Raw genomic sequence first — 23,039 nt, 5'->3', positions numbered from 1 at the left:
CGTTTGGTCAACGTCTAGGCGCGCGCGCGGGTTGCGACAAGCGCGGCCAATGACCAGATCGGGCGGGGAAAAACCGCGATTGCGGCACTACTCGCTGCCCACGGCTTCGGCGATGGAGCCGAATCCATCGCGTTTCATCAACGATTCCAGACCTTTGCAGATCGCCTTGGCAATCCCCGGCCCCTCATAGACCATGGCGCTGTAGATCTGCACCAGGCTGGCCCCGGCGCGGATGCGCGCCCAGGCATCTTCCGCCTTGGCGATGCCGCCCACGCCCACCAGCGGAATCGCGCCGCCGGTGGCCTTGCGGAAATCGCGCAGGCGCTGCAGCGCCAGATCCTTCAGCGGCGCGCCCGAAAGCCCGCCGGTCTCACCGGCATGGGCCGAAGCGAGGGGCGGGCGGGAGATCGTGGTGTTGGAGACGATCAGTGCCCCCAGCCGGCGATCGATGGCGATTCGGGCAATGGCATCGATATCGGCCGGCTCCAGATCGGGCGCGACCTTCAGGAACACCGGCGGGCGGCGCCCCCCGCCGCCAACATCGTCACCGCAAGCCTCGTCACGCGCGGCGATCACCGCGTCCAACAGGCCGGTCAGCGCCGATTCGTCCTGCAGCGCGCGCAGGCCCGGCGTGTTGGGGCTGGAGATATTGACGGCAAGATACGTCGCCAGTGGCGCCATCATCCGCGCCATCGTGGCGTAATCGGCGACGCGGTCGGTCGAATCCTTGTTGGCGCCGATATTGATGCCCAGCACGCCCGGACGATCGCGCCGTGCGGACAGGCAGGCGAAGGCGACTTCGGCGCCCTTGTTGTTGAATCCCATGCGGTTGATCACCGCACGGTCCTCCACCAGCCGGAACAGGCGCGGCTTGGGATTGCCGGACTGGGGCAGGGGGGTGATCGAACCCACTTCGGCAAAACCGAAGCCCAGACCCAGCAGGGCATCGGGCACTTCGCCATCCTTGTCGAAACCGGCCGCCATGCCCACCGGATTGGGGAAGGCGATTCCGGCGACTTGCGTGGCAAGGCTGGCCGGGAAGGCCGGCGCACGCGTGGAACCAGCCAGCTTCAGGCCGGCAAGGGCGAGACCGTGGGCCGATTCGGCATCGAGTCGGAACAGGGCGGGGCGTAGTAACGAATAAATCACGTTCGCGCGCATAAACGGGTACGGCGCGTGGCTCAAACGCTTCTTTACCTGCCCTGAATGCGGGTCCGGACGGCCGCGAAGCGACGGAATCGCGGATGACAGTGCGATCTGCGACACGGCGTGTCGCAATTATACAATAAATCGCCCGGCCCCTTGCCTACACGGGATTTGCGACCCGAAGGGCTCGTAGCGGGATGCGCACGAGTTCTTTATTACCTTAAGGGCGGTTCCCAGTTCGCTGGGGGCCGCCTTTTTTTGCTTAATTTCGGGTTATTTTTCCTCGGATATGGAGAGGGTTGCAACAGCGTTAACCGGTGAACGCCGCAAATCCTGTTGAAACTCCATTGAAACCGCGCCCCTCCTGCACTAGGTGGCAAATCGGAAGAAATTGATCCACTTTAGCTGCGGGTCCCGAAAGCCTTACCGATGCGTCTATCGAGCATGGCGGATTATGCCGTCGTCATCATGTCTGCTGCCGCCCGGCACTGCGGCGGATGCCCGCTGGTTGCGGGTGATTCGAAGCATGGGCGAGTCTCGGCGGCGCAACTGGCCGAGGAAACCCGGCTGCCCGCGCCCACCGTGCAGAAGCTGGTGAGCAAGCTGACCGCCGCCGGCCTGTTGATTTCATCGCGGGGCGTGGGTGGCGGGCTGAAGCTTGCCCGGCGCCCCGAAACGATTTCGGTTGCGGATATCGTCGAGGCAGTCGAAGGGCCCATCGCCCTTACCGCCTGTCTGGAACCCGGAAAGTCCGAATGCCAGATCGAGGGTGGCTGCCATGTGCGCCCGCACTGGCCGCAGGTGAATGCGGCGCTGCGCGGCGCTCTGGCGCAAGTGGCCCTGACCCAGCTCGTCGAGGAAGTTTGAATGACCGAAGAAACCGCTCCCGCAATCGGTGCTGAGGCGCCGGAACTGCGCGATCAGGCTGCTCGCGAAGCGGCCGCGCGCGTGGCGGAGTACGAGCACGGCTGGGTTGCCGATATCGAGCAGGAATATGGCCCCAAGGGCCTGTCCGAAGACACTGTCCGCTTCATCTCGGCCAAGAAGGATGAGCCGGAGTGGATGCTCGAATGGCGCCTGAAGGCCTATCGCCGCTGGCTGGACATGCCGATGCCGGACTGGGCGAAGCTGAACGTGCCGCCGATCGACTATCAGGAAGCCTATTATTGGGCCGCGCCCAAGAAGAAGCCGACGCTGAACAGCCTGGATGAGGTCGATCCCGAAATCCTGCGCGTATACGAAAAGCTGGGCATTCCGCTGGAGGAGCAGAAAGTGCTCGCCGGCGTCGAGGGCTCCCGCAAGATCGCGGTGGACGCGGTGTTCGATTCGGTTTCCGTTGCCACCACCTTCCGCAAGGAGCTGGAACAGGCGGGCGTGATCTTCCGCTCGATCTCCGAAGCGATCCGCGAATACCCGGAACTGGTGAAGAAGTGGCTCGGCAAGGTCGTGCCGGTGCAGGACAACTACTTCGCGGCGCTGAACTGCGCGGTCTTCTCCGACGGCACCTTCGTCTACATTCCGGAGGGCGTGCGCTGCCCGATGGAACTTTCCACCTATTTCCGCATCAATGCGGAGAATACCGGCCAGTTCGAACGCACCCTGATCGTGGCCGAGAAGGGCAGCTACGTCTCGTACCTTGAAGGCTGCACCGCGCCGATGCGCGATGAGAATCAGCTTCACGCCGCCGTGGTCGAACTGGTCGCGCTGGAAGATGCCGAGATCAAGTACTCCACCGTGCAGAACTGGTATCCCGGCGATGCCAACGGCAAGGGCGGCATCTACAACTTCGTGACCAAGCGCGGCCTGTGCCAAGGCGCCCGCTCGAAGATCTCATGGACTCAGGTGGAAACCGGATCGGCGATCACCTGGAAGTATCCCAGCTGCGTCCTCAATGGCGAGGATTCGGTGGGCGAGTTCTACTCGGTGGCCGTCACCAACAATTACCAGCAGGCCGATACCGGCACCAAGATGATCCACAACGGCAAGGGCAGCCGTTCGACGATCATTTCCAAGGGTATTTCGGCCGGCAAGTCGAACAACACCTATCGCGGCCTCGTCCGCGTGGCCGCCAATGCCGAGGGCGTGCGCAACTTCACCCAGTGCGATTCGCTGCTGCTGGGCAAAGAATGCGGCGCCCACACCGTGCCCTATATCGAAGTGCGCAACCCCAGCGCCCAGATCGAGCACGAAGCGACCACCAGCAAGATCAGCGACGACCAGATGTTCTACGCCATGCAGCGCGGGCTCGATACCGAGCAGGCGGTGGCGCTGATCGTCAACGGCTTCGCCAAGGAAGTGCTGCAGCAGCTGCCGATGGAATTCGCCGTCGAAGCGCAGAAGCTGCTGGGCATCAGCCTTGAAGGAAGCGTGGGGTGATGACGCAGGCCCCCGCCCCAACCCCTCCCCTGAAGGGGAGGGGCTTGTCCAGTCGCGAAACTAGCGCCCGTACCAACTCCCCTCCCCTTCAGGGGAGGGGCCGGGGGTGGGGGCTATCCTCCGCCCGCAACGCCGAGATCGCGCAATTCGCCCGCGAAATGCGCAATGAGCCGACCGAGCCGGAAAAGCGCCTGTGGTGTGCCCTTTCCCGCTCGCAACTTGGCGGCTTCAAGTTCCGGCGGCAGGCCCCGGTCGGCCCGTTCATCGCTGACTTCCTTTGCCCGCAAAAGGCGCTGATCGTGGAAGTCGATGGCGAAACCCACGATGCGGCCAGCGACCGCAAACGTGATACGGCGCTCGCTGGGATGGGCTTCACCACAATTCACGTCACCAATGCCGAGGTGATGCGCAATTTCGAAGGGGTTCTGACCTTCATCCTTGGCGCCTTGCACGAGGCGCCGGATCGTTGGGAGAACCCCCACCCCAACCCCTCCCCTGAAGGGGAGGGGCTTTCGGATACTTCTTTACTTCAAGGACTTCGACCATGACCGCCGCCCGTAAGACCCTCGGCATCAGCAAGGACGCCGCGCCGAAGGCGGACGCCAAGGCCAGCTTCAACGTGACCGGTGCGCGCCTCGAAACGCTCAAGGAGCGCGCCAAGGAAATGCGCCGCAACCCCAGCGAGGCGCAGAAGGCACTCTGGGCGGAACTGTCCGGTTCGAAGCTGGGCGGCGTGAAGTTCACCCGCCAGTCGGTGGTCGGCTCGACCATCGTCGATTTCGCCTGCCCGTCGCGCTGGATCGTCGTGCAGCTCAGCGCCGAAGACTCCAATCCGGACGTCAACGAGTTGCAGGACCGCAAGCTGATCGAAGTGGGCATCCGCGTGCTGCGCTTCTCCGAAGACGAAGTGCTGGACCGCATCGACGGCGTCGTGCGCGAGATCACCACCGAACTCAACGTGCCGTTCGACAAGCGCTCCGCGCGCCGGAAGGCCGGGACCACTGCCGCACCTCGCTTTGATGAAGGTGCCGAAGGATGACCATGCTCAAGATCGATAACCTTCAGGCCAATGTTGCTGACAAGCCGATTCTCAAGGGTCTCTCGCTGACGATCAATCCCGGCGAGATTCATGCGATCATGGGGCCGAACGGCGCCGGCAAGTCGACGCTGGGCTATACGCTCGGCGGTCGTCCCGGCTATGAAGTGACCGGCGGTTCGGTCGATTTCCTGGATCAGGACCTGCTCGAACTGGAACCGCATGAGCGCGCCGCCGCCGGCCTGTTCCTGGGCTTCCAGTACCCGGTCGAGATTCCCGGCGTCTCCTTCGTCCAGTTCCTGCGCGAAGCGGCCAATGCCCAGCGCAAGGGCCGGGGCGAGGAACCGCTTTCGGGCGGCGAATTCCTGAAGCTCGCCCGCGAAAAGGCGGGCCTGCTGCGCATGGACATGGACATGCTGAAGCGCCCGGTGAACGTCGGCTTCTCCGGCGGCGAGAAGAAGCGCGCCGAGATGGTGCAGATGGGCATCCTCGATCCCAAGCTGGCGATTCTGGACGAGACCGACTCCGGCCTCGACATCGATGCGCTGCGCATCTGCGGCGAGGGCATCAATTCGATCATGCGCGCGCCCGACAAGGCGGTGCTGCTGATTACCCACTACCAGCGCCTGCTGGACTATGTGAAGCCGGACTTCGTCCACGTTCTGGCCGCCGGCCGGATCGTCAAGTCGGGCGGCCCCGAACTCGCGCTCCAGCTGGAGGAAGAGGGCTACGAGGCCGTCGTCGCATGAGCCAGGCCTATTTCCTCTGGCACGATAACGATCCCGCCATGGAAAACGGCGAACTGGTCGGCGTCTATGGTTCCGAGGCGGAAGCCGCTTCGGCCATTGCCCGCTCCGCCCGGAATCCGCGGGAATTCTCCATCGATGCCCATGCCATGGGCGGCGAACGCTGGCTGGCCGGTCTTCCCGGCGCTTTCCTTGGGAGCGCGGCCAATGACTGACACCCTGACGCTTCCCACCCGCAAGGATGAGGACTTCCGCTATTCCGATTTCGACGCGCTGGCGGGCCTCTGGCCGATCGCGCGCGAAGAGATCGTGGTGGCTGCCGATGCCGAAGAATCGCTGCAGATCGTCGAGGACGGTGCCTCGGCCGTGGCGCGCCATCTGGTGATCACGCTGGGTGCCCGGGCGAAGTTCGACTTGCGCGTGCTCTCCGCCGGCCCGGCTTATGGCCGCGTGGCGGTGGACGTGCGGCTGGCCGAAGGCGCGGACTTCACGCTGGGCGCAGCGCAGCTCGCCAGTGGCAGCGAGACGCTGGAAGTGGTGACCAAGGTGGTCCACGCGGAAAAGGACGCGACCTCCAGCCAGATCGTGCGCACCGTGCTGGCGGGCCATGCGGTCGGCTCCTACCTCGGCTGCATCGGCGTCGAGCGCGGGGCGGACGGCACCGATGCCGAACAGTCGGTCCGCGCCATGCTGCTGGACCGCACGGCAACCGCCAATGCCCGGCCGGAACTGGAAATCTACGCCGATGACGTCAAGGCGGCACATGGCTGCGCGGTGGGCGAACTCGACGCCAATGGCCTGTTCTACCTGATGAGCCGCGGCCTCACGCCGCCCGAGGCCAAGCGCCTGATGCTGCAGGCTTTCGTGGCCGAAGCCTTCACCGGTGCGCCGGGCGAAGACATGCTGAACGAAGCCGCGATTGCCCGTCTGGAGGCGATTCTGTGAGTACCGATACGCTCGTCCTGAAGGACCAGTTCCCCGGGCTTGCTGGTAACTGGCACTACCTCGACACCGGTGCGACCGCGCAGAAGCCGCAGGCCGTGATCGACGCCACCGTCAATGCGCTGGGCCGCGACTATGCGACCGTGCATCGCGGCGTCTATGCCCGCTCTGCCGAGATGACGCTGGCGTTCGAAGCGGCGCGCCGCAAGGTCGCCGCGTTCCTGGGCGGGCATGAGGATGAGATCGTCTTCACCCGCGGCGCGACCGAGGCGATCAACCTCGTTGCGCAGACCTGGGGCGTGCAGAACCTAAAGGCCGGTGACCGCATCCTGCTTTCGGTGCTGGAGCATCACTCCAACATCGTGCCCTGGCAGTTGCTGCGCGACCGTACCGGCGTGGAAATCGACGTCTGCCCGCTGACCGAGGACGGCCGGATCGACCTTGAAGCGGCCGAGCGTATCCTCACCCCCGCGCACAAGCTGGTGGCCTTTGCGCACGTTTCCAACGTGCTCGGCTCAGTGCTCCACGTGGAACATGCGGCGAAGCTGGCCCATGCGGTGGGCGCGAAGCTGCTGATCGACGGCTGCCAGGCAGCGCCGCGCATCGCCCTCGACGTGGCGGCGATGCAATGCGATTTCTACGTCTTCTCCGCGCACAAGCTCTATGGCCCCACCGGGATCGGCGCGCTCTGGGCGAAGAAGGCGCTGCTTGATGCCATGCCCCCGTGGCAGGGCGGCGGATCGATGATCGACCGCGTCACTTTCGAGAAGACGACTTACGCCCCGGCGCCGCAGCGCTTCGAGGCAGGCACGCCGATGATCGTCGAGGCCCTTGGCCTTGCCGCCGCCATCGACTGGCTGACCGCGCAGGGCCTCGACCGTGCCGAGCGCCACGAACGCGATCTGGCCGCGCGCCTCCGCGCCGAACTGGGCAAGCGCAACGACGTGACCCTGTTCGGCCCGGCGGATTCCGTCGGCATCGTTTCTTTCGCGATGGACGGGGTGCATCCGCACGACCTCGGCACCATATTGGATGAAGAGGGCGTCGCGATCCGTGCCGGCCACCACTGTGCACAGCCGCTGATGGACCACCTTGGCGTTCCCGCCACGGCCCGCGCCAGCTTCGGCATCTATAGCGACGACAGCGATATCGAGGCGCTCATGAAGGGTATCGAGCGCACCCGGAGAATTTTTGGATGAGTGACCAGAAGCCCACATTCACGGTCGAGGAAGTCGACTCGGTAACGCCCGCTCCCCGCGCGCGGGTGGAAGACGTGCCGGTTCCCCCGGCTGAACGCAAGCGCGACTATCTGGACGGCTTCCTTGCCGAAAAGCCGCAGGGTATCGATCCCGGCCAGCCCGGCGGATCGATCTACGACGGCGTGATCGACGCGCTGAAGGAAATCTTCGATCCCGAGATTCCGGTGAACATCTACGACCTCGGCCTGATCTACGGCGTCGAAGTCTCGCCCGAGGCTTCGGTCGCGGTGACGATGACGCTGACCACGCCGCATTGCCCGGTGGCCGAATCGATGCCCGGCGAAGTCGAGATGCGCGTGTCCGCCGTGCCCGGCGTGCGCGATGCCGAAGTCAACCTCGTCTGGGATCCGCCATGGGACATGGCCAAGATGTCCGACGAGGCGAAGCTCGAACTGGGCATGCTCTGATGGCGACGCTTGCCCCTACCGTTACCGTGCGTCTTGCCGACTATGCTGACGCGGCCGATGCCGCGCGCGTGGTCGCGCTGCTGGACAGCTATGCGCGCGATCCGATGGGTGGGGGTAAGCCGCTGTCGGACGATGTGCGCGAGCGGCTGGTGCCCGGCCTTGCCGCGCACTCTGGCGCATTCTCGCTGCTGGCCTTCGCCGGTGACGAGCCGCTTGGTTTGGCGAACTGCATCACCGGATTCTCGACATTCGCCGCGCGCCCGCTGGTGAACATCCACGACATGGCCGTGCTGCCCGAGGCACGCGGCAAAGGCGTGGGCCGGGCGCTGATGCTGGCGGTAGAGGCAGAGGCCCGCACGCGCGGCGCCTGCAAGATCACTCTCGAAGTGCTGAGCGGCAATGACACGGCCAAAGGCCTCTACGCCTCGCTCGGCTACGGCGACTATGCGCTGGACCCGCAGGCGGGCACCGCGCTGTTCTGGGAAAAGAAGCTATGACCACCACCACTGAAGCCAAGCCTGCACGCCAGCGCCCGGCTGCCGTGATCCTCACGCCCAATGCCGAAGCGCGCATCGCCAAGCTGATGGGCGAGGCGCCCGAAGGCACCATCGGCGTGCGCCTCTCCACCCCGCGCCGGGGCTGCTCGGGGCTGGCCTATTCGGTGGACTATGTGAGCGAAGAGAAGCCCTTCGACGAGAAGATCGAGACTCCCGGCGGCCTGTTCTACATCGAAGGCGCCTCGGTGCTCTATCTGATCGGCAGTACCATGGATTGGGTGGAAGACGACTTCACAGCCGGATTCGTGTTCGCCAACCCGAATGCCAAGGGTTCGTGCGGCTGCGGTGAGAGCTTTACGGTTTGATCCTCTGATATCCTCCCCCTTTGGGGGAGGGGGACCGCCCGCAGGGCGGTGGAGGGGTGTCACCGCCAGCGTGGATACCCCTCCGTCAGCGCTTCGCGCTGCCACCTCCCCTTGCAGGGGAGGAATTCAATCTTCCAAACAAAACAAAAGGGGCCGGTCCCGCCTTGGGATCGGCCCCTTCGTCATTTCCAGATCCCGCGAAAGGATCACGCCGGCAGCAGATGCTCCTTGGCGATCTTTTCCTTCCACACCAGCGGGGCGAGCTGGTGGACGTTCTTGCCTTCGGAATCGACCGCCACGGTCACCGGCATGTCCTTGACGGTGAACTCGTAGATCGCCTCCATGCCGAGGTCCGCAAAGCCGACGACCTTGGCTTCCTTGATCGCGCGGGCGACGAGGTAGGCGGCGCCGCCCACGGCCATCAGATAGGCCGACTTGTGCTTGGCGATGGACTCGGTGGCGGCAGGGCCGCGTTCCGACTTGCCGATGCTGGCCAGCAGGCCGAGGTCGAGCATGGTATCCGAGAACTTGTCCATGCGCGTCGCGGTGGTCGGGCCGGCGGGGCCGACGACTTCCTCACGCACCGGATCGACCGGGCCGACGTAGTAGATCACGCGGCCCTTGAAATCGACCGGCAGTTCCTCGCCCTTGGCCAGCATGTCGGAAATGCGCTTGTGCGCGGCATCGCGGCCAGTGAGCATCTTGCCGTTCAGCAGCAGGCGGTCGCCCTGCTTCCAGCTCTGGACGATTTCGGGGGTGAGGGTGTCGAGATCGACGCGGATGGCGCCGGCATCGGGGGCCCATTCCACCTTCGGCCAATCGTCGAGGTTCGGCGTTTCCAAGAAGCTCGGGCCCGAACCGTCCAGCGTGAAGTGCGCGTGGCGGGTGGCGGCGCAGTTCGGAATCATGGCGACCGGCTTGCCGGCGGCATGGCACGGCCAGTCCATGATCTTGACGTCGAGGATGGTGGCCAGGCCGCCAAGGCCCTGCGCGCCGATGCCGAGAGCATTCACCTTGTCGAAGATCTCGATGCGCAGCGCCTCGATATCGTTCTGGGGGCCGCGCTGCTTCAGCTGGGCCATGTCGATCGGCTCCATCAGGCTCTGCTTGGCAAGCTTGACGCAGTGCTCGGCGGTGCCGCCGATGCCGATGCCCAGCATGCCCGGCGGGCACCAGCCGGCACCCATCTGGGGCAGCATCTCGATCACCCAGTCGACGATGGAATCGCTGGGATTCATCATCTTGAACTTCGACTTGTTTTCCGAGCCGCCGCCCTTGGCCGCAACGTCGACCGAAACCTTCGAGCCGGGGACCATGCTGACCGAGAGCACCGAAGGCGTGTTGTCCTTGGTGTTGCGGCGGGTGAAGGCGGGGTCCGCCAGCACCGAGGCGCGCAGCTTGTTCTCGGCATTGTTGTAGGCGCGGCGCACGCCTTCATCGACCACTTCCTGCAGCGACTTCTCGGATTCGAGGCGGCAGTTCTGGCCCCATTCGATGAAGACGTTGACGATGCCGGTGTCCTGGCAGATCGGGCGATGCCCTTCCGCGCACATGCGGCTGTTCGTCAGAATCTGGGCGATGGCGTCCTTGGCGGCGGGGCCTTGCTCCGCCTCATAGGCGTCGCCCAGCGCGCGAATGTAGTCCATCGGGTGGAAGTAGCTGATGTACTGGAGGGCGTCGGCAACACTCTCGATGAGGTCGTCTTCGCGGATCGTCACCATTTCGGCCATGGAAAGAGCGCTCCCGTTTCCTGTCGGTTCACGTGATTTTTGCAGGCCCCTTAGACCGAGTTTGGATTTTGCGCAAAAGCGCATTTTCGACGCGTTTCGCGTCAAAAATCGCAAGTGCTCTTTCCAAGTGCCTGTGCCATCGTCCAAACGTCGCGATAGATCGACCAAGGTATTGCAAATGGCTTGGCCTCATTCGCGGCTTGGCCTAGTAAGGCCGCCATCTAGTCCGTCTTTGCGGGGGGTGGAGGCGCGTAACGCCCCATTCGTGCCCGCAACAGCATGAGGAATGGGACCAAAATGACCTTGACCGAGGATCGGTCCGCTGCCGCGGTTGCCCGCCAAGCCATGATCGTCAGCCAGCTGCGCACCAGCGGCGTCAATGAACCCTGGGTGCTCGAAGCCATGGCCGGCGTCGCGCGTGAGGATTTCGTGCCCGCCGGTATGCGCGATGCCGCCTATATCGACCGCGCGATCGCGCTGGAGAACGGCCGTCAGCTTGCCGCCCCGCTGTTCTACGGCCGCCTGCTGGCCGAAGCCGCGCCGACCAAGGACGACAAGGCCCTGCTGGTGGGTGACGCCAACGGCTACCTTGCCGCGCTGCTGCGTCCGCTGGTCGGCTCGCTCGACGTGGTCGATCCGGCTGCCGCCAAGGACGTTGCGAGCACCGGCCACACCCTGCTCGTGGTCGATGGCGCTGCCGAGGAACTGCCCGAGGCACTGACCGCATCGCTGGCCGATGGCGGCCGCGTGGTCACCGGCCTGGTCGTGCGCAACGTGCCGCGTTTGGCCACCGGCACCAAGATCGCCGGTTCGCTGGCGCTGCTGCCGCTGGCCGAAATGGGGATTCCGGTTCTGCCGGAGCTCGCTGCTCCCAAACGCTGGAGCTTCTGAGCATGGCCCGGTTCGCGCTGCGTGCCGGGCTTCTCACGGGGGGATGTCTGATACTGGCAACGGCCAGCGCACCGGCGCTGGCCGATACCCTCCGCGAGGCGCTGGTCATGGCCTATCAGACCAATCCCACGCTGGAGGCGGCCCGTGCGCAGCAGCGCGCGACCGATGAGGGCGTGCCGATCGCACGTGCATCGGGCCTGCCCAATCTGGCGGCCGACAGCTCCTTCACCAAATACGTGGATTCCGGCGCCGCTGGCGACCTCCAACCCACCAGAATCCTTTCGGCCGGCGTCGATCTGGGCGTGCCGATCTATTCGGGCGGTGCCGTGCGCAACAGCGTGGCCGCCGCCAAGATCCGCGTCGAAGCCGGTCAGGCCTCGCTGCGCGGTTCGGAAAGCTCGCTGTTCTCGCAAGTGGTCGGCGCCTACATGGACGTGATCCGGGCAGAGGCGATCGTCGGGCTGAACCAGAAGAACGTCGCCGTGCTGAAGGTCAACCTTCAGGCCACCAGCGACCGTTTCCAGATCGGCGAACTGACTCGAACGGACGTGGCCCAGTCGCAGTCACGCCTTGCCGTGGCGACGGGCGATCTGCGCAGTGCCGAGGCGACCCTGGCCGCCGCGCGCGAAACCTATATCCGTTTCGTCGGGAAGGCGCCCGAAAGCCTCGAAACACCGCCGCCGCTGCCGAACCTTCCGGCCAGCCCGGAAGAGGCGACCACCGTCGCGCTGGATGCCAATCCCGACGTCTTGGCCGCGCGCCAGCGCAGCAAGGCCTCGGAAAAGGACATCGACGTGGCCGGCGCCGGCCGCCTGCCGCGCGTCAGCCTGTTCACGAATGGCGGCTATACCGATTACCTCGGTTCTGCGGATACGCGGGTCACCGGCTATGAGCACAACCATACGGTGACGGCCGGGGCCTCGGTCTCGATCCCGCTGTTCCAGGGCGGTCTGCCTGCCGCACAGCGCCGTCAGGCGCAGGCGACGGCCTCCGCCACGCTGGAACAGGAAATCGCCACCGAACGCGGCGTGATCGCGCAAGTGCGTTCGGCCTATACGGCCTGGATCGCCTCCAACGACCTGATCGTGTCGTCCAAGACCGCCGTAGATGCCGCCTCGCTCAGTCTTGAGGGCGTGCGGGCGGAGAACTCGGTGGGCAACCGCACGATTCTGGACATCCTGAACGCCGAACAGGAACTGCTGAACGCGCAGGTCGATCTGGTGACCGCCCAGCGCAACGCCTATGTCGCCGGCTTCACGCTGCTGGCCGCGATGGGCCGTGCGGAAGCGCGCGACCTGAATCTGGACGGCGGCGTGCTCTACGATCCGCAGGTCAATTACGACCGGGTGAAGGGCAAGATCTTCGACTGGGACAACGATCCGGATCCTGTGGCGAAGTCCACCCGCACCGTTGACACGCCGGTGCAGGATGGCGAAATTCGCGGGGAGTAACCATCTCTTAACCGTGATTCGGAGAAAGATGGGGGGCGCGCGTCAATCCTGGATTCCACTGTAGGATCCGGGGACGGATTATGGGGCAGTTGCAATGCGGCAGAACGGCGAACCTTCGGTCGAGGAGATCCTCCAGTCGATCAAGCAGGTAATCGCGCGTGACAACCGTGCGGCTGCCCGCTCCGAACGCCAGCGCCGCGCCGGCGAACCCGTGCGCACCGTGGTGTTCGAGGATGACGTGCTCGAACTGCCCGAAGCCGCCGAACTGGATGACGATGTGGTGCTGACCGGTGACGAGCCGGCACTGCTGGACGATGGCGCCCGCGATTCGATGCGCGAATCGCTGGCTGCCCTCGCCATGCTGTCCGAACCCGGCGTGCCGCCGCAGATCGTCCGCTCGGGCGAAACCTCGCTGGAAGGGCTGACTCGCGAACTTCTCCGCCCGGCACTGGCCGAATGGCTGGACAAGAACCTGCCGCCGATGGTGGAACGCCTGGTTGCGGCGGAAATCGCCCGCATCGTCGGCAAGAAGCTCTGATCGGCCTGTTCGCGCCGGAGTTCGCACTGGACCTCCGGCCTACGGCTTCCTAACTCAAAGCCATGCCAAGACCCGATCCCGCGCTGCTCGATCCCGCGCGCTACCCGTTTTCCTGTGACATCGAACCGCGATTCAGCGATCTCGATCTCAACCACCACATCAACAACGTCGCCATTGCCGGCATGCTGGAAGACGCGCGCGTGCGCTTCTACCGCGCCGCCAGCGAGCAGGACGAGTTTCGCGGCCTGGCGACGATGGTGGCCAGCATCTCGATCGAATATCTGGGCGAGACGCACTATCCCGATACGCTGACGCTGCACGGCGCCGTCGAACACCTCGGCCGCAGCAGCCAGCAACTGGTGCAGGTGGTCACGCAGGACGGCAAGCCGGTGGTCTTCGCCCGCACGGTGATCGTCATGGTCGGCCCCCAAGGCCCGGCCGAGCTGCCCGAAAGCTATCGCGCCCGCGCCGCCCAATGGATGCTGCGCGCATGACCGCATCGGCCCGCGAGATGGAACAGGCCGGCGAAGCGCTGGCCAAGGCCGGCGGCGATTCCATCCAGCGCCACATCTTCATCTGCGCGGAACCGCAGAAAGGCGAATGCTGCTCCCCCGAAAAGGGCGCGGCAGCATGGAAGTACCTGAAGAAGCGGCTGAAGCAGCTTGGGCTGGATGGCCCGAAGCGCGAAAATGGCGGCGGCGTGGCGCGCACCAAGGCGGATTGCCTGCGCATCTGCTTCGCCGGCCCCGTGGCGGTCGTCTGGCCTGATGGCGTCTGGTATCATTCCTGCACCGAGGATGTGCTGGAAAAGATCATCCAGCAGCACCTGATCGGCGGTGAGCCGGTCGAGGAGTTCCGGCTTCGCCCCAAGGCGGTTTGAACGGGCCAGAGCGGCCTACTTTGGCGGCCTACTTTGGCGGCCTACTTTCCCTTCCAGTCGTCCTCGAAAGGATCGACGATCGATTCGTCGTGCCCGGTGCCGCTGGACAGGAACGCCAGACCCATCAGCGCCGAAGTCAGCAGCATCGTGAAGCCGACTCCCAGGGCGGTGGCGATGTAGAAATGGATCGAAACCAGCCCGTTGGACCGATAGAGCAGGATCACCGAGGCCAGCACCAGGCCGACCGTGACCGTCATCATATAGGCCATGATCCGGCGATAACGCGCCCAGGCATGGGCGGCCTTTTCCGGATCTTCGAGGGGTGAACGCGGGAACATGCGCCCCATTTGGGCCTTTGCCCGCTGCCTCGCAAGGAAATCCCGCAAGAGCGGCTTTCGCCGGATTCGATTCCCGCGCCATCCGCAATCCGACGAAGTGGCGGGGGGCCTCGCGCTATGGTATTCTCCCTTTCCAAACCGCGAAGACGCGGATCTGACCGCCAGACAGAGGGGCAGAGGGGCCGACGAGGGGAGAAGAGCGACGATGACGATTGCGCGCATTATCGAGGGCCGTGGGCCCGTGCAGACCTGCCAGATCGATACCGCCGTGGGTGACGCGGCCGGGATTCTCGCCGAACGCCGGATCGGTGCCCTGCCGATCATGGATGGTGACGAACTGGTCGGCATCTTTTCCGAACGCGATGTGATCTACCGCCTGCATGAGCATGGCCCGGAGATGCTGCGAAAATCGGTGGCCGATGTGATGACCTCCCCCGCCGTAACGGTGGAACCCTCCACTCCGGTGCTCAGCGCGCTGGCGCTGATGACCCGCCGCCGCATCCGCCACCTGCCGGTGGTGGAACAGGGCCGGATGGTCGGCTTCGTGTCGATCGGCGATCTGGTGAAGTACCGCATCGACAAAGTGGAATCCGAAGCGGCCGCGATGCGCGACTATATCCAGATGGCCTGAACCTGATGGCGGGAAGGGCGGCGGGCCGTCATTTCCCGCAGCGCTCTCACCTTGCCGCGCGGGCCTGCGAAGCCTACATCGCAGGCATGGACCAAACCGTTACACTCAGCCCTTCGGCTGCGGCGCGCGTCGCCGCCATTGCCGACAAGCAGGGCAAGCCCGCGATCCTTCGCCTTTCGGTGGAAGGCGGCGGCTGTTCGGGCTTCCAGTACAAGTTCGGCCTGGCCGATGCCCCTGAATCCGACGATTCCGTGGCCGAAACCGATGGCGTGCGTCTGGTGGTCGATTCGGTGAGCCTCGATCTCGTCAGCGGCTGCGTGGTCGATTACGTCGAATCGCTGGGCGGCGCCGCCTTCCGCGTGGAAAATCCCAATGCCGCCGCCGGCTGCGGGTGCGGATCCAGCTTCTCCGTATGAAAAAGATCGCCACGTTCAACATCAACGGGGTCAAGGCGCGCCTGCCCCGCCTGCTCGAATGGCTGGAAGAAACCCGCCCCTCGGTCGCCTGCCTGCAGGAGATCAAGAGCCAGGACGAAGGCTTCCCGATCGAGGAATTCGAGAAGATCGGCTATCAGGGCATCTGGCATGGCCAGAAGGGCTTCAACGGCGTCGCCATCCTGGCCGACGGGGTGAAGCCGGTCGAAGTCCAGCGCGGTCTGGAAGGCGAGCCCGAGGATGAGCATTCGCGCTATCTGGAAGCCGATGTCTTCGGCATGCGGGTCGTCTGCATCTATCTGCCCAATGGCAATCCGGTGCCCGGCCCCAAGTTCGATTACAAGCTGCGCTGGATGAACCGCCTGCGCCAGCGCATGGCCGCGATCCGGGCCGAGGAAGTGCCGGCGATCGTCACTGGCGACTACAACGTGATTCCCACCGATCAGGATGTCTGGTCCCCGCCCGCGATGGCGGCGGATGCCCTGATGCAGCCGGAATCGCGCGATGCCTATTTCCGCCTGCTGGGCGACGGCTGGACCGACGCAATCGCCACGCACAACCCGCGCGGCGGGGTCTGGACGTTCTGGGACTATCAGGCCGGCGCCTGGCAGCGCGATCACGGCTTCCGCATCGATCATGCCCTGCTGTCGCCCGAACTGGCCGACCGGCTGGAGACTTGCGGTGTCGACAAGGCCTATCGCGGGCGCGAGAAGGCCAGCGATCACACGCCGGTCTGGGTGCAGCTCCGCGACTGATCGCCGCCGCAGGCAGACATAAGAATGGGGTCCGAAGCAGCTAGCTTCGGACCCCATTCTTTTTGGCGAAGCGGAAGCGGGGCGAACGCCCGCTTCTGAAGCTCAGCGATAGAAGATGTGATCGTCGACCTGGGCGATCCTGGTCAGGCGCCACTTGGGCGAGACGCGCTTGGCGTGGAAGTAGAGGGCGTCTTCCGCCTCGCTCTTCCAGGTTTCCTCCACCGCGATGCGGGCGATGGCAAGGGCCTCGTGCCAGTCGGCCGAGGCTTCGCGGATGCTGGGCATATGCTTGCCCTGCACGAAGGAGAACTGGCCCGGCTGATAGACCACGCCGCAATAGCTGGCGGGGAAGCGGCCGGATTCGGCGCGATTGATGATCACGCGGCCAACCGCAAGCTGGCCTTCCTGCGTTTCACCGCGGGCTTCGAAATAGATGGCGCCGGCAAGGCACCGCATCTCACGGTCGACCGACCCGGCGCTGGGCTGCATGGCAACCAGCTGCGCAAGGGAATCGGCATCCTGCGGATCGTTCTGGGCATCGTCAGCCTGATTGTCCGTCGCAGCTGCCCCGTCGGCGGGGAGGGACTGGACGACCGGCGTGGAAACGAATGCCGTCTCGGTGTTCGATTTTGCTGCAACCAGAACCGGCTGGCTGGCAGCGGCGCCCGAACCCTGTGCGCCGAAAAGAGCGGTCATAACCGTAGCGGCAAGCGCGACCATGCTCGCCCACTGAACTTTGCTTCGCATTTACTCTTGTTCAAAGGCGGTGAACCAGTCCGACGCAGATGGGAACGCATCGTCCATTTAGGACGTTACATTCACACGATCTGCCGACGATCCCCCGTCTGCGTGCTAGTCGAGCATGCCTTATTGCTGCCCGACCGCCTGCGCGTGTGTGAAGGGGCCATTAACTTGCAGGGCGTGCAAGTCAACCGCGTTTATCCTCCAATGCCGATGAGCCGTTCGGGTCTTGCGGTGTCCAGTTCGATCACCCAGAGATCGGGGTCCTGCCCGGCCCGTCGTTGCACGTAATCCGAAAAGGCTAGGGGATCTGCCGATTCTTCGCGTTTCGAACAAGTCCAGGCGCGGCTGCCGTCGATCTGCGGCATGCGTTCATAGGCCCGCCCGTCGCGCCCGTTTTCGAGCAGCACGACAAGGATCGTGCCGGCGTCGCGTTCACCTTTTTGTATAACCATCCCAAACCCGCCTGCGGTTTCGGCCGCACGGATGAGGGCGCTGACCTCCAGATGCGCGGGCAGGCGGGCGTCCATCGTCAGGCGGTTCCAGCGTAGCCGGGCAAGCCGGAAAGCGCGATCCGCGATCGCATGAAGGTGCCAGTGCCGCGGCCCACTTCGTCGCCATCCTCATCCACCAGACGCGATTCCGCCACCAGCACGCGGCGCCGGCCGCTGACCCAGCGGCCCTCGGCAACGATGGTGCCGCCCTTGATCGGCTTGCTGAGCAGGAGGTTGAACGATGTCGTCAGCAGAAAGCGATCGGTGACCAGCGTGTTGGCCGCGTAGAAGGCCGCATCGTCCAGCATCTTGAAATAGATCGTGCCGTGAGCGGCACCGGCAGCGTGGAAACACGCGGGATCGACATCGAAGGTGATCCGCGCCCGCCCCTCACCGGGAACTTCCAGACGCGAGGCGAACAGGCCGTTGATCGGTGCCGAGGCGTAGAGACTTTCGAGCGCACGCCAATGCAGGGCGGCCCCGCTGGTGTCGGCGCCACCGGCACCGGGGCCGGCACCCGACGTGTCAGGCTGCATCGCGGTCGATAACGTTGCTGAGCAAGCTGTAGAGCGCCTCCGCGCCGGGCGCCTCGATCAAGGCCTCGTGCATACGTTCGTCGCGCATCATGCGCGAGATTGCCGCCAGGGCATGAAGATGCGTCGCGCCGGCGCCCTCGGGCGAGAGCAGGCCGAAAACGATATCGATCGGCTGGCCATCGGCGGAATCGAATTCAACCGGCGAATCGAGCCGGATGAAGGCCGCCACCGGGCGCGAAAGACCGGAAAGGCGGGCATGGGGAATCGCGATACGCCGGCCGAATCCGGTGCTGCCCAGCGCTTCACGATCAAGCACGCGCGCAAGCACGACGTCCCGATCGAGCCCGTAGACTTCGGTGAAAATGCCGGCGAGGCGCTCCAGAATGGATGCCTTGGTATCCGCGCTGGCTGTGGTGACAGCGTCGGGCAGAAGATTGAAAAGACTGCTCATTTCGTTTTCTGGTTCTGGTCTCAGATCGGTTGCCAATGCCTAAACGCTCGCAACCCCCGGTAGGTCCGGGGGCTGCTTACTCTCCTCCGATCAGAAGTGCAGGCGCCGCAAGACGCTGCTGTCGGCGTCAGTGCGGTTCGACCCAGCCAATCGAACCGTCGCCGCGGCGGTAAACCATATTATGCCGGCCAGTGCCAGCGTTTTTGAACAGGAGCGCAGTGGTATTGCGCAAGTCCAGCATCATCACCGCGTCGGAAACCGTGGCTTCGGGAACGTCCACGCGGGTCTCCGCAATGACCACCGGAGCATCAGCATCCAGTTCGTCGTCCACCTCGACCTGGGGTTCTTCGAAGATGGTGTAGGCGGCTTCCTCGGTGGCGAGGGCATGGGCGGTCTGTTCGTGCCGATCCTTCAATCGACGCTTGTAGCGCCGCAACTGCTTGTCGATCTTCTCCGACGCCTGATCGAGTGCGAGATGCGCGTCCTGCGCCATCCCGGTGGCCTTTAGCACGAGGTTCTGCATCACATGCATGATGATATCGCAGCGGAAAGCACCGGCAGGCGCCCGTCCGAACGTGACATGTGACGACAACGCGCGGTTGAAGTACTTGTCTATGATCACCGTCAGTCGCTCGCTGGTGTGAACCTGCAGGGCCTCACCGGTTTCGACCTGGTGACCGGAGACGCGGATGTCCATGAGCGAATACTCCTCTGCTATTGTATCAGTCACCCCAGAGCGGGGTATCGACCGACTTGAGGAACTCGGCATGAATGGCGAGTTCCGCTTCGGTAGCCGCGTGGGGACGCGGCTGGCGGAACGGTCGGTCCTTTCGGGTAAGGACTTTCATTTCCACCACGATCTCGGTTGCGTCGGCCATCAGTTCAAGGCCGATCTGACGGCCGCCGCGCAGTTCCACATAGACCTGCGCCAGCAGTTCGGCGTCTAGAAGCGCGCCGTGCTTGGTACGATGACTTCGATCAATTCCGTAACGCGTGCAGAGCGCGTCGAGCGAAAGCTTGGCGCCCGGATGGCGCACCTTGGCCAGCGCCACGGTATCGACCATGCGCGACTTGTCGACCGGGGCCAGACCCAGCAGGCCCAGTTCGTGATTGATGAAGTTGAAGTCGAACCCCGCATTGTGCGCGACCATCGGGCTATCCTCGATGAAGTCGAGGAAATCCTGCGCGCCGGCAGCGAATAGCGGCTTGTCGGCAAGGAAGGCGTCGGACAGGCCGTGCACGGCCTCAGCCTCGGCCGGCATCGGGCGTTCGGGGTTGAAATAGGCGTGGTAGCTGCGACCGGTCAGCACCCGGTTGACCATTTCGATGCAGCCGATTTCGACCATCCGGTCCCCGGTCTTAGGGTCGAATCCCGTGGTTTCGGTATCGAATATGATCTCTCGCATCTAATCTCATATCTGCCTGCCGGGGCGGGTTCGCAAGGGCTTGGCGCGGATTATTCCTGCCGCCCCAACGCAGCCACGATGCGCTCCACCTCGGTGCGGGTCTCTGCGAGCGACGTTCCGGTATCGATGACGAAGTCGGCCCGCCGGCGCTTTTCTGCATCGGGGACCTGAAGCGCCAGAATCTGTTCGAATTTTTCCGTGGTCATGCCCCGCCGGGTCAGCACCCGCTGGCGCTGCACCTCTGCAGGAGCGGAGACTACGGCCACTCCGTAGAGACCCTCATGTCCCCCTTTTTCGTAGAGCAGGGGAATATCGAAGACGACCAGCGGCGCATCGGCATTATCCCTTAGAAATGCCCGCCGCATGGCACCGACCGCCGGATGGACGATCGATTCGAGTCGCCCCAGCGCCTCGCGATTCCCGAAGACCGCCGCGCCCAGTTTCGCGCGGTCCACGCCGCTCTCCCCGGTGGTGCCGGGAAACGCCGCCTCGATCTCGCCCAGCAATGCGCCGCCCGGACCTTGCAGCTGGTGAACGGCAGCATCGGCGTCGAACACCGGCACGCCCAGATCGCGCAGCATGGCCGCTACGGTGGACTTGCCCATGCCGATCGAGCCGGTGAGGCCCAGGATTTTCGGCCTTGTTTTTGGGGCTTTCGCGGGCACGGTCATGCCTCCAGCCGCGCGCGCAGTTCGGCGTCGCTGGCGGTATCGCGCGGCGGCACTGCGCCGAAGAAGCGGCGGAAGGCATGGTCGGCCTGACCGATCAGCATGGCGAGTCCGTCCACCGTCTCGAACCCGGCCGCCCGTGCCGCTTGCAGGAAGGCGGTATCGCGCGGGCTGGTGACGATGTCGTAGACCACGCTTTTCGGCGGGGCGTGGCTGAAATCGAAGGCGAGTGCCTCTTGCCCGGTCATGCCCAGCGGGCTGGCGTTGATGACCACGTCGAAGCACTGTTCGCGATCGTCGAAGGCGAAATCGGTGGGATCGGCAAAGTGGCCGAGGTGAATCGCGTGGTGATCGTCCTGCGCGGTCAGTTCGCCCAGCATCTCCTGCGCTTTCGCAGGATCGCGGCCCGCCAGCACGATCACGAAACCGCGCTCGGCCAAAGCCGCGACGATCGCCCGCGCTGCGCCGCCAGTGCCGAGCACGCGCGCCATGCGGAACAGGTGAGTCTCGGCCAGCCGCGATTCCAGCGGTTCGAGGAATCCCGGGGCATCGGTGTTGTAACCGGTGAGTGTGCCGTCCGCTTCGCGCACGACCGTGTTTACCGCGCCGATCCGTTCGGCCAGTGGGTCCAGCCGGTCCATCAGCGGCAGAATCGCCAACTTGTGCGGCATCGTCACATTGCAGCCGCGCCAATCCGGATCGGCGCGCCGCGTGGCCAGATAGTCGGCAAGACCATCGGTGCTGACCTGATGGCGGTCGTATCGCCCCTCGATTTCCAGCTTTTCCAGCCAGTACCCGTGAATCACCGGAGACTTGGACTGGGCGATCGGATCGCCGATCACTTCAGCATAAGGCTGACTCATTGCTCGATCTCTCCCAGACGGCGCAGCGCCGCCTGTACTTTCAACAGCGGCATGCCGAGGATGGTGAAATAGTCCCCCTCGACCGCCTCGAACAGTTGCACGCCGCGCGCCTCGATCCGGAAAACGCCTACGCAGCCGGCCACTTCGGGCCATTCGGCATCGAGGTAGTGTTCGATGAACGCGTCCGACATGGCGATCACATGCAGCGACGCCACGGCGTCTTCCGCCCAGACGATTTCGCCATCGCGCGCCAGTGCCGCCGCGCTGTGCAGATTCATCACCTTGCCCGAAAAGAAGCGCAGATGCTCGGCCGCCGCTTCCCGGCTGCCCGGCTTGTCGAACCGGCGTCCGCCGCATTCCACCAGCGAGTCACTGCCCAACACAAGTTCGCCCGGCGCCTCGACCGAGACCGCCAGCGCCTTGGCTTTCGCCAGTTCCAGCGCAATCGTCGCGGGCGCGGCGCCGACAAGCCCGGCTTCGATGCCGCGCTCGTCGACATGCGCGGGCTGGGCGCGGAACGGAATCGCGGCAGCTTCAAGCATGGCGCGGCGCGAGGCACTTTGGGAGGCGAGTACGATCATCGAAAATTCCTGAGATTCAAACGGGCCCGCCCTCGGTTTCCTGCGGTCCGGAAGCCTTGCGTTCGTTGTAGAGGTTGATGATGGCCGCCGCGGTTTCCTCGATCGAGCGGCGCGTCACGTCGATCACCGGCCACGAATTGTCCGCGAACATGCGCCGCGCATATTTCAGCTCATCCTCCACCCTATCGGTCTTCACATAATCGGTATCGGGCGACTGGCTGAGCGAAAGCAGGCGATTACGGCGGATCTGGATCAACCGGTCCGGCGCGGTGGTAAGGCCCACCACCATCGGCCGCTTCAAGCCGAACAGGATCGAGGGCGGCGGGCTTTCCACGACGATGGGAATGTTCGCCACTTTGTAGCCGCGATTGGCGAGATAGATCGAAGTCGGCGTCTTGCTGGTGCGCGACACGCCCGCCAGCACGATATCGGCCTCTTCCCAATCCTCCCAGGCGATGCCGTCGTCATGGGCGATGGTGAATTGAATCGCATCGACGCGCGCGAAGTAGGCATCGTCCAGCCGATGCTGACGGCCCGGACGACCCTTGGCTTCCTGCCCCAAGAGCGCTTCCAGCGCATCGGTCACCCCATCCAGCACCGCGATCGCCGGCAAGCCGAGCTGCTGGCAACGTTCCTCCAGCCGCCCGCGCGTTTCCTCATTCACCAAAGTGAAGAACACGAGGCCCGGATTGGCGGCAATCTCGCCCATGATCCGGTCCAGATGCTGCTGCGAACGCACCATCGGCCAGAAGTGCCGCAACACATCGGAATCGTCGAACTGGGCGAGCGCGGCCTTGGCGATCATCTCCAGCGTTTCGCCGGTTGAATCGGAGAGAAGATGGAGATGAAATCGCGCCATATCGGCCTTTTCCGGGGT

General features: G+C 64.6%; 32 protein-coding genes. 19 read left to right on the top strand and 13 right to left on the bottom strand.

Annotation, left to right across the window (positions count from 1 at the left end; genetic code table 11):
* Positions 1-87: 87 nt before the first annotated feature.
* The gene (locus ACZ1JV_RS08915; protein ID WP_465151287.1) at positions 88-1,161 is read right to left on the bottom strand and encodes a quinone-dependent dihydroorotate dehydrogenase; all 1,074 of its coding nucleotides are present in this window, start codon (positions 1,159-1,161) and stop codon (positions 88-90) included.
* Between the two features lie 414 nt (positions 1,162-1,575).
* On the opposite strand from ACZ1JV_RS08915, the gene ACZ1JV_RS08910 reads away from it, so the two are divergent.
* Genes ACZ1JV_RS08910 through ACZ1JV_RS08860 form a run of 11 tightly spaced genes read left to right on the top strand, consistent with a single transcriptional unit; the run spans position 1,576 to position 8,774 of the window.
* Complete coding sequence (locus ACZ1JV_RS08910; protein WP_465136755.1) at positions 1,576-2,013, top strand: SUF system Fe-S cluster assembly regulator; 438 nt, start codon at positions 1,576-1,578, stop codon at positions 2,011-2,013.
* Complete coding sequence (gene sufB, locus ACZ1JV_RS08905) at positions 2,014-3,522, top strand: Fe-S cluster assembly protein SufB (protein ID WP_465151286.1); 1,509 nt, start codon at positions 2,014-2,016, stop codon at positions 3,520-3,522.
* Between the two features lie 44 nt (positions 3,523-3,566).
* The gene (locus tag ACZ1JV_RS08900) at positions 3,567-4,070 is read left to right on the top strand and encodes an endonuclease domain-containing protein (RefSeq protein ID WP_465151285.1); all 504 of its coding nucleotides are present in this window, start codon (positions 3,567-3,569) and stop codon (positions 4,068-4,070) included.
* Positions 4,067-4,561 (top strand): endonuclease domain-containing protein, encoded by a 495-nt coding sequence (locus tag ACZ1JV_RS08895; protein WP_465151284.1) that lies wholly within the window; start codon positions 4,067-4,069, stop codon positions 4,559-4,561. Before ACZ1JV_RS08900 ends, ACZ1JV_RS08895 begins: the two co-directional genes overlap by 4 nt.
* Positions 4,558-5,307: a Fe-S cluster assembly ATPase SufC gene (gene sufC / locus ACZ1JV_RS08890; RefSeq protein ID WP_465151283.1), complete on the top strand. Its 750-nt coding sequence runs from the start codon at positions 4,558-4,560 to the stop codon at positions 5,305-5,307. The genes ACZ1JV_RS08895 and sufC overlap by 4 nt, the downstream gene beginning before the upstream one ends.
* Complete coding sequence (locus ACZ1JV_RS08885) at positions 5,304-5,519, top strand: hypothetical protein (protein ID WP_465136758.1); 216 nt, start codon at positions 5,304-5,306, stop codon at positions 5,517-5,519. Before sufC ends, ACZ1JV_RS08885 begins: the two co-directional genes overlap by 4 nt.
* The gene (locus ACZ1JV_RS08880) at positions 5,512-6,249 is read left to right on the top strand and encodes a SufD family Fe-S cluster assembly protein (RefSeq protein ID WP_465151282.1); all 738 of its coding nucleotides are present in this window, start codon (positions 5,512-5,514) and stop codon (positions 6,247-6,249) included. The genes ACZ1JV_RS08885 and ACZ1JV_RS08880 overlap by 8 nt, the downstream gene beginning before the upstream one ends.
* The gene (locus tag ACZ1JV_RS08875) at positions 6,246-7,445 is read left to right on the top strand and encodes an aminotransferase class V-fold PLP-dependent enzyme (RefSeq protein ID WP_465136760.1); all 1,200 of its coding nucleotides are present in this window, start codon (positions 6,246-6,248) and stop codon (positions 7,443-7,445) included. The genes ACZ1JV_RS08880 and ACZ1JV_RS08875 overlap by 4 nt, the downstream gene beginning before the upstream one ends.
* Positions 7,442-7,912, top strand: a complete 471-nt coding sequence (locus ACZ1JV_RS08870; RefSeq protein ID WP_465136761.1) for an SUF system Fe-S cluster assembly protein — start codon at positions 7,442-7,444, stop codon at positions 7,910-7,912. Before ACZ1JV_RS08875 ends, ACZ1JV_RS08870 begins: the two co-directional genes overlap by 4 nt.
* Complete coding sequence (locus ACZ1JV_RS08865) at positions 7,912-8,409, top strand: GNAT family N-acetyltransferase (protein ID WP_465151281.1); 498 nt, start codon at positions 7,912-7,914, stop codon at positions 8,407-8,409. The genes ACZ1JV_RS08870 and ACZ1JV_RS08865 overlap by 1 nt, the downstream gene beginning before the upstream one ends.
* Complete coding sequence (locus ACZ1JV_RS08860; protein WP_465151280.1) at positions 8,406-8,774, top strand: HesB/IscA family protein; 369 nt, start codon at positions 8,406-8,408, stop codon at positions 8,772-8,774. The genes ACZ1JV_RS08865 and ACZ1JV_RS08860 overlap by 4 nt, the downstream gene beginning before the upstream one ends.
* A 206-nt stretch (positions 8,775-8,980) precedes the next feature.
* Here the strand turns inward: ACZ1JV_RS08860 and ACZ1JV_RS08855 are convergent, their stop codons facing one another.
* On the bottom strand, positions 8,981-10,504 hold the full coding sequence (locus ACZ1JV_RS08855) for a fumarate hydratase (protein ID WP_132387663.1): 1,524 nt from the start codon (positions 10,502-10,504) through the stop codon (positions 8,981-8,983).
* 297 nt (positions 10,505-10,801) lie between these two features.
* On the opposite strand from ACZ1JV_RS08855, the gene ACZ1JV_RS08850 reads away from it, so the two are divergent.
* The 5 genes from ACZ1JV_RS08850 (at position 10,802) to ACZ1JV_RS08830 (ending at position 14,264) form a co-directional block, all read left to right on the top strand.
* Positions 10,802-11,395, top strand: a complete 594-nt coding sequence (locus tag ACZ1JV_RS08850) for a protein-L-isoaspartate O-methyltransferase family protein (RefSeq protein ID WP_465151279.1) — start codon at positions 10,802-10,804, stop codon at positions 11,393-11,395.
* Between the two features lie 2 nt (positions 11,396-11,397).
* Positions 11,398-12,846, top strand: coding sequence for a TolC family outer membrane protein (locus ACZ1JV_RS08845; RefSeq protein ID WP_465151278.1), 1,449 nt, complete (start codon positions 11,398-11,400; stop codon positions 12,844-12,846).
* A gap of 94 nt (positions 12,847-12,940) precedes the next feature.
* A complete protein-coding gene (locus ACZ1JV_RS08840) occupies positions 12,941-13,384 on the top strand; it encodes a DUF2497 domain-containing protein (protein WP_465151277.1) in 444 nt (147 codons plus the stop codon).
* A 62-nt stretch (positions 13,385-13,446) separates the two neighbouring features.
* Positions 13,447-13,878: an acyl-CoA thioesterase gene (locus ACZ1JV_RS08835; protein ID WP_465136767.1), complete on the top strand. Its 432-nt coding sequence runs from the start codon at positions 13,447-13,449 to the stop codon at positions 13,876-13,878.
* Positions 13,875-14,264 (top strand): (2Fe-2S) ferredoxin domain-containing protein, encoded by a 390-nt coding sequence (locus ACZ1JV_RS08830; protein WP_465151276.1) that lies wholly within the window; start codon positions 13,875-13,877, stop codon positions 14,262-14,264. Before ACZ1JV_RS08835 ends, ACZ1JV_RS08830 begins: the two co-directional genes overlap by 4 nt.
* A 41-nt stretch (positions 14,265-14,305) precedes the next feature.
* On the opposite strand, the gene ACZ1JV_RS08825 is transcribed toward ACZ1JV_RS08830, so the two are convergent.
* Entirely contained in the window at positions 14,306-14,602 is a 297-nt protein-coding gene (locus ACZ1JV_RS08825) for a hypothetical protein (protein WP_465152529.1), read from the bottom strand.
* 205 nt (positions 14,603-14,807) lie between these two features.
* On the opposite strand from ACZ1JV_RS08825, the gene ACZ1JV_RS08820 reads away from it, so the two are divergent.
* The 3 genes from ACZ1JV_RS08820 to xth all read left to right on the top strand — a co-directional run bounded on the left by ACZ1JV_RS08820 (position 14,808) and on the right by xth (position 16,422).
* Positions 14,808-15,233, top strand: coding sequence for a CBS domain-containing protein (locus tag ACZ1JV_RS08820; RefSeq protein WP_465136769.1), 426 nt, complete (start codon positions 14,808-14,810; stop codon positions 15,231-15,233).
* An 86-nt stretch (positions 15,234-15,319) separates the two neighbouring features.
* On the top strand, positions 15,320-15,649 hold the full coding sequence (gene erpA, locus ACZ1JV_RS08815; RefSeq protein WP_465138620.1) for an iron-sulfur cluster insertion protein ErpA: 330 nt from the start codon (positions 15,320-15,322) through the stop codon (positions 15,647-15,649).
* Positions 15,646-16,422 carry an exodeoxyribonuclease III gene (xth, locus tag ACZ1JV_RS08810; RefSeq protein ID WP_465151275.1) on the top strand — a complete coding sequence of 259 codons (777 nt, stop codon included), beginning with the start codon at positions 15,646-15,648 and terminating at the stop codon, positions 16,420-16,422. Before erpA ends, xth begins: the two co-directional genes overlap by 4 nt.
* A 102-nt stretch (positions 16,423-16,524) precedes the next feature.
* Here the strand turns inward: xth and ACZ1JV_RS08805 are convergent, their stop codons facing one another.
* The 10 genes from ACZ1JV_RS08805 to ACZ1JV_RS08760 all read right to left on the bottom strand — a co-directional run bounded on the left by ACZ1JV_RS08805 (position 16,525) and on the right by ACZ1JV_RS08760 (position 23,021).
* Positions 16,525-17,169 carry a cell wall hydrolase gene (locus ACZ1JV_RS08805; RefSeq protein WP_465151274.1) on the bottom strand — a complete coding sequence of 215 codons (645 nt, stop codon included), beginning with the start codon at positions 17,167-17,169 and terminating at the stop codon, positions 16,525-16,527.
* Positions 17,170-17,360: 191 nt separating this feature from the next.
* On the bottom strand, positions 17,361-17,693 hold the full coding sequence (locus ACZ1JV_RS08800) for a DUF1491 family protein (protein ID WP_465151273.1): 333 nt from the start codon (positions 17,691-17,693) through the stop codon (positions 17,361-17,363).
* 2 nt (positions 17,694-17,695) lie between these two features.
* The gene (locus tag ACZ1JV_RS08795) at positions 17,696-18,193 is read right to left on the bottom strand and encodes a PaaI family thioesterase (RefSeq protein ID WP_465151272.1); all 498 of its coding nucleotides are present in this window, start codon (positions 18,191-18,193) and stop codon (positions 17,696-17,698) included.
* Entirely contained in the window at positions 18,183-18,644 is a 462-nt protein-coding gene (locus ACZ1JV_RS08790) for a PTS sugar transporter subunit IIA (RefSeq protein WP_465136774.1), read from the bottom strand. Before ACZ1JV_RS08790 ends, ACZ1JV_RS08795 begins: the two co-directional genes overlap by 11 nt.
* 127 nt (positions 18,645-18,771) lie before the next feature.
* A complete protein-coding gene (gene hpf, locus ACZ1JV_RS08785) occupies positions 18,772-19,341 on the bottom strand; it encodes a ribosome hibernation-promoting factor, HPF/YfiA family (RefSeq protein ID WP_465136775.1) in 570 nt (189 codons plus the stop codon).
* Between the two features lie 25 nt (positions 19,342-19,366).
* Positions 19,367-20,050 carry a DNA polymerase III subunit epsilon gene (gene dnaQ, locus ACZ1JV_RS08780; RefSeq protein ID WP_465136776.1) on the bottom strand — a complete coding sequence of 228 codons (684 nt, stop codon included), beginning with the start codon at positions 20,048-20,050 and terminating at the stop codon, positions 19,367-19,369.
* Positions 20,051-20,100: 50 nt separating this feature from the next.
* Positions 20,101-20,721 carry a dephospho-CoA kinase gene (gene coaE, locus ACZ1JV_RS08775; protein WP_465151271.1) on the bottom strand — a complete coding sequence of 207 codons (621 nt, stop codon included), beginning with the start codon at positions 20,719-20,721 and terminating at the stop codon, positions 20,101-20,103.
* The gene (locus tag ACZ1JV_RS08770; protein WP_465151270.1) at positions 20,718-21,581 is read right to left on the bottom strand and encodes a shikimate dehydrogenase family protein; all 864 of its coding nucleotides are present in this window, start codon (positions 21,579-21,581) and stop codon (positions 20,718-20,720) included. The genes coaE and ACZ1JV_RS08770 overlap by 4 nt, the downstream gene beginning before the upstream one ends.
* Complete coding sequence (locus tag ACZ1JV_RS08765; protein ID WP_465151269.1) at positions 21,578-22,162, bottom strand: Maf family protein; 585 nt, start codon at positions 22,160-22,162, stop codon at positions 21,578-21,580. The genes ACZ1JV_RS08770 and ACZ1JV_RS08765 overlap by 4 nt, the downstream gene beginning before the upstream one ends.
* A gap of 16 nt (positions 22,163-22,178) precedes the next feature.
* Positions 22,179-23,021 (bottom strand): pyruvate, water dikinase regulatory protein, encoded by an 843-nt coding sequence (locus tag ACZ1JV_RS08760; protein WP_465136780.1) that lies wholly within the window; start codon positions 23,019-23,021, stop codon positions 22,179-22,181.
* Positions 23,022-23,039: the final 18 nt, after the last annotated feature.

This window comes from Novosphingobium sp. BL-S-19 (assembly GCF_055521675.1).
The sequence above is the reverse complement of the archived record's forward strand: the minus strand, read 5'-3'. Positions and strand labels throughout refer to the sequence as shown.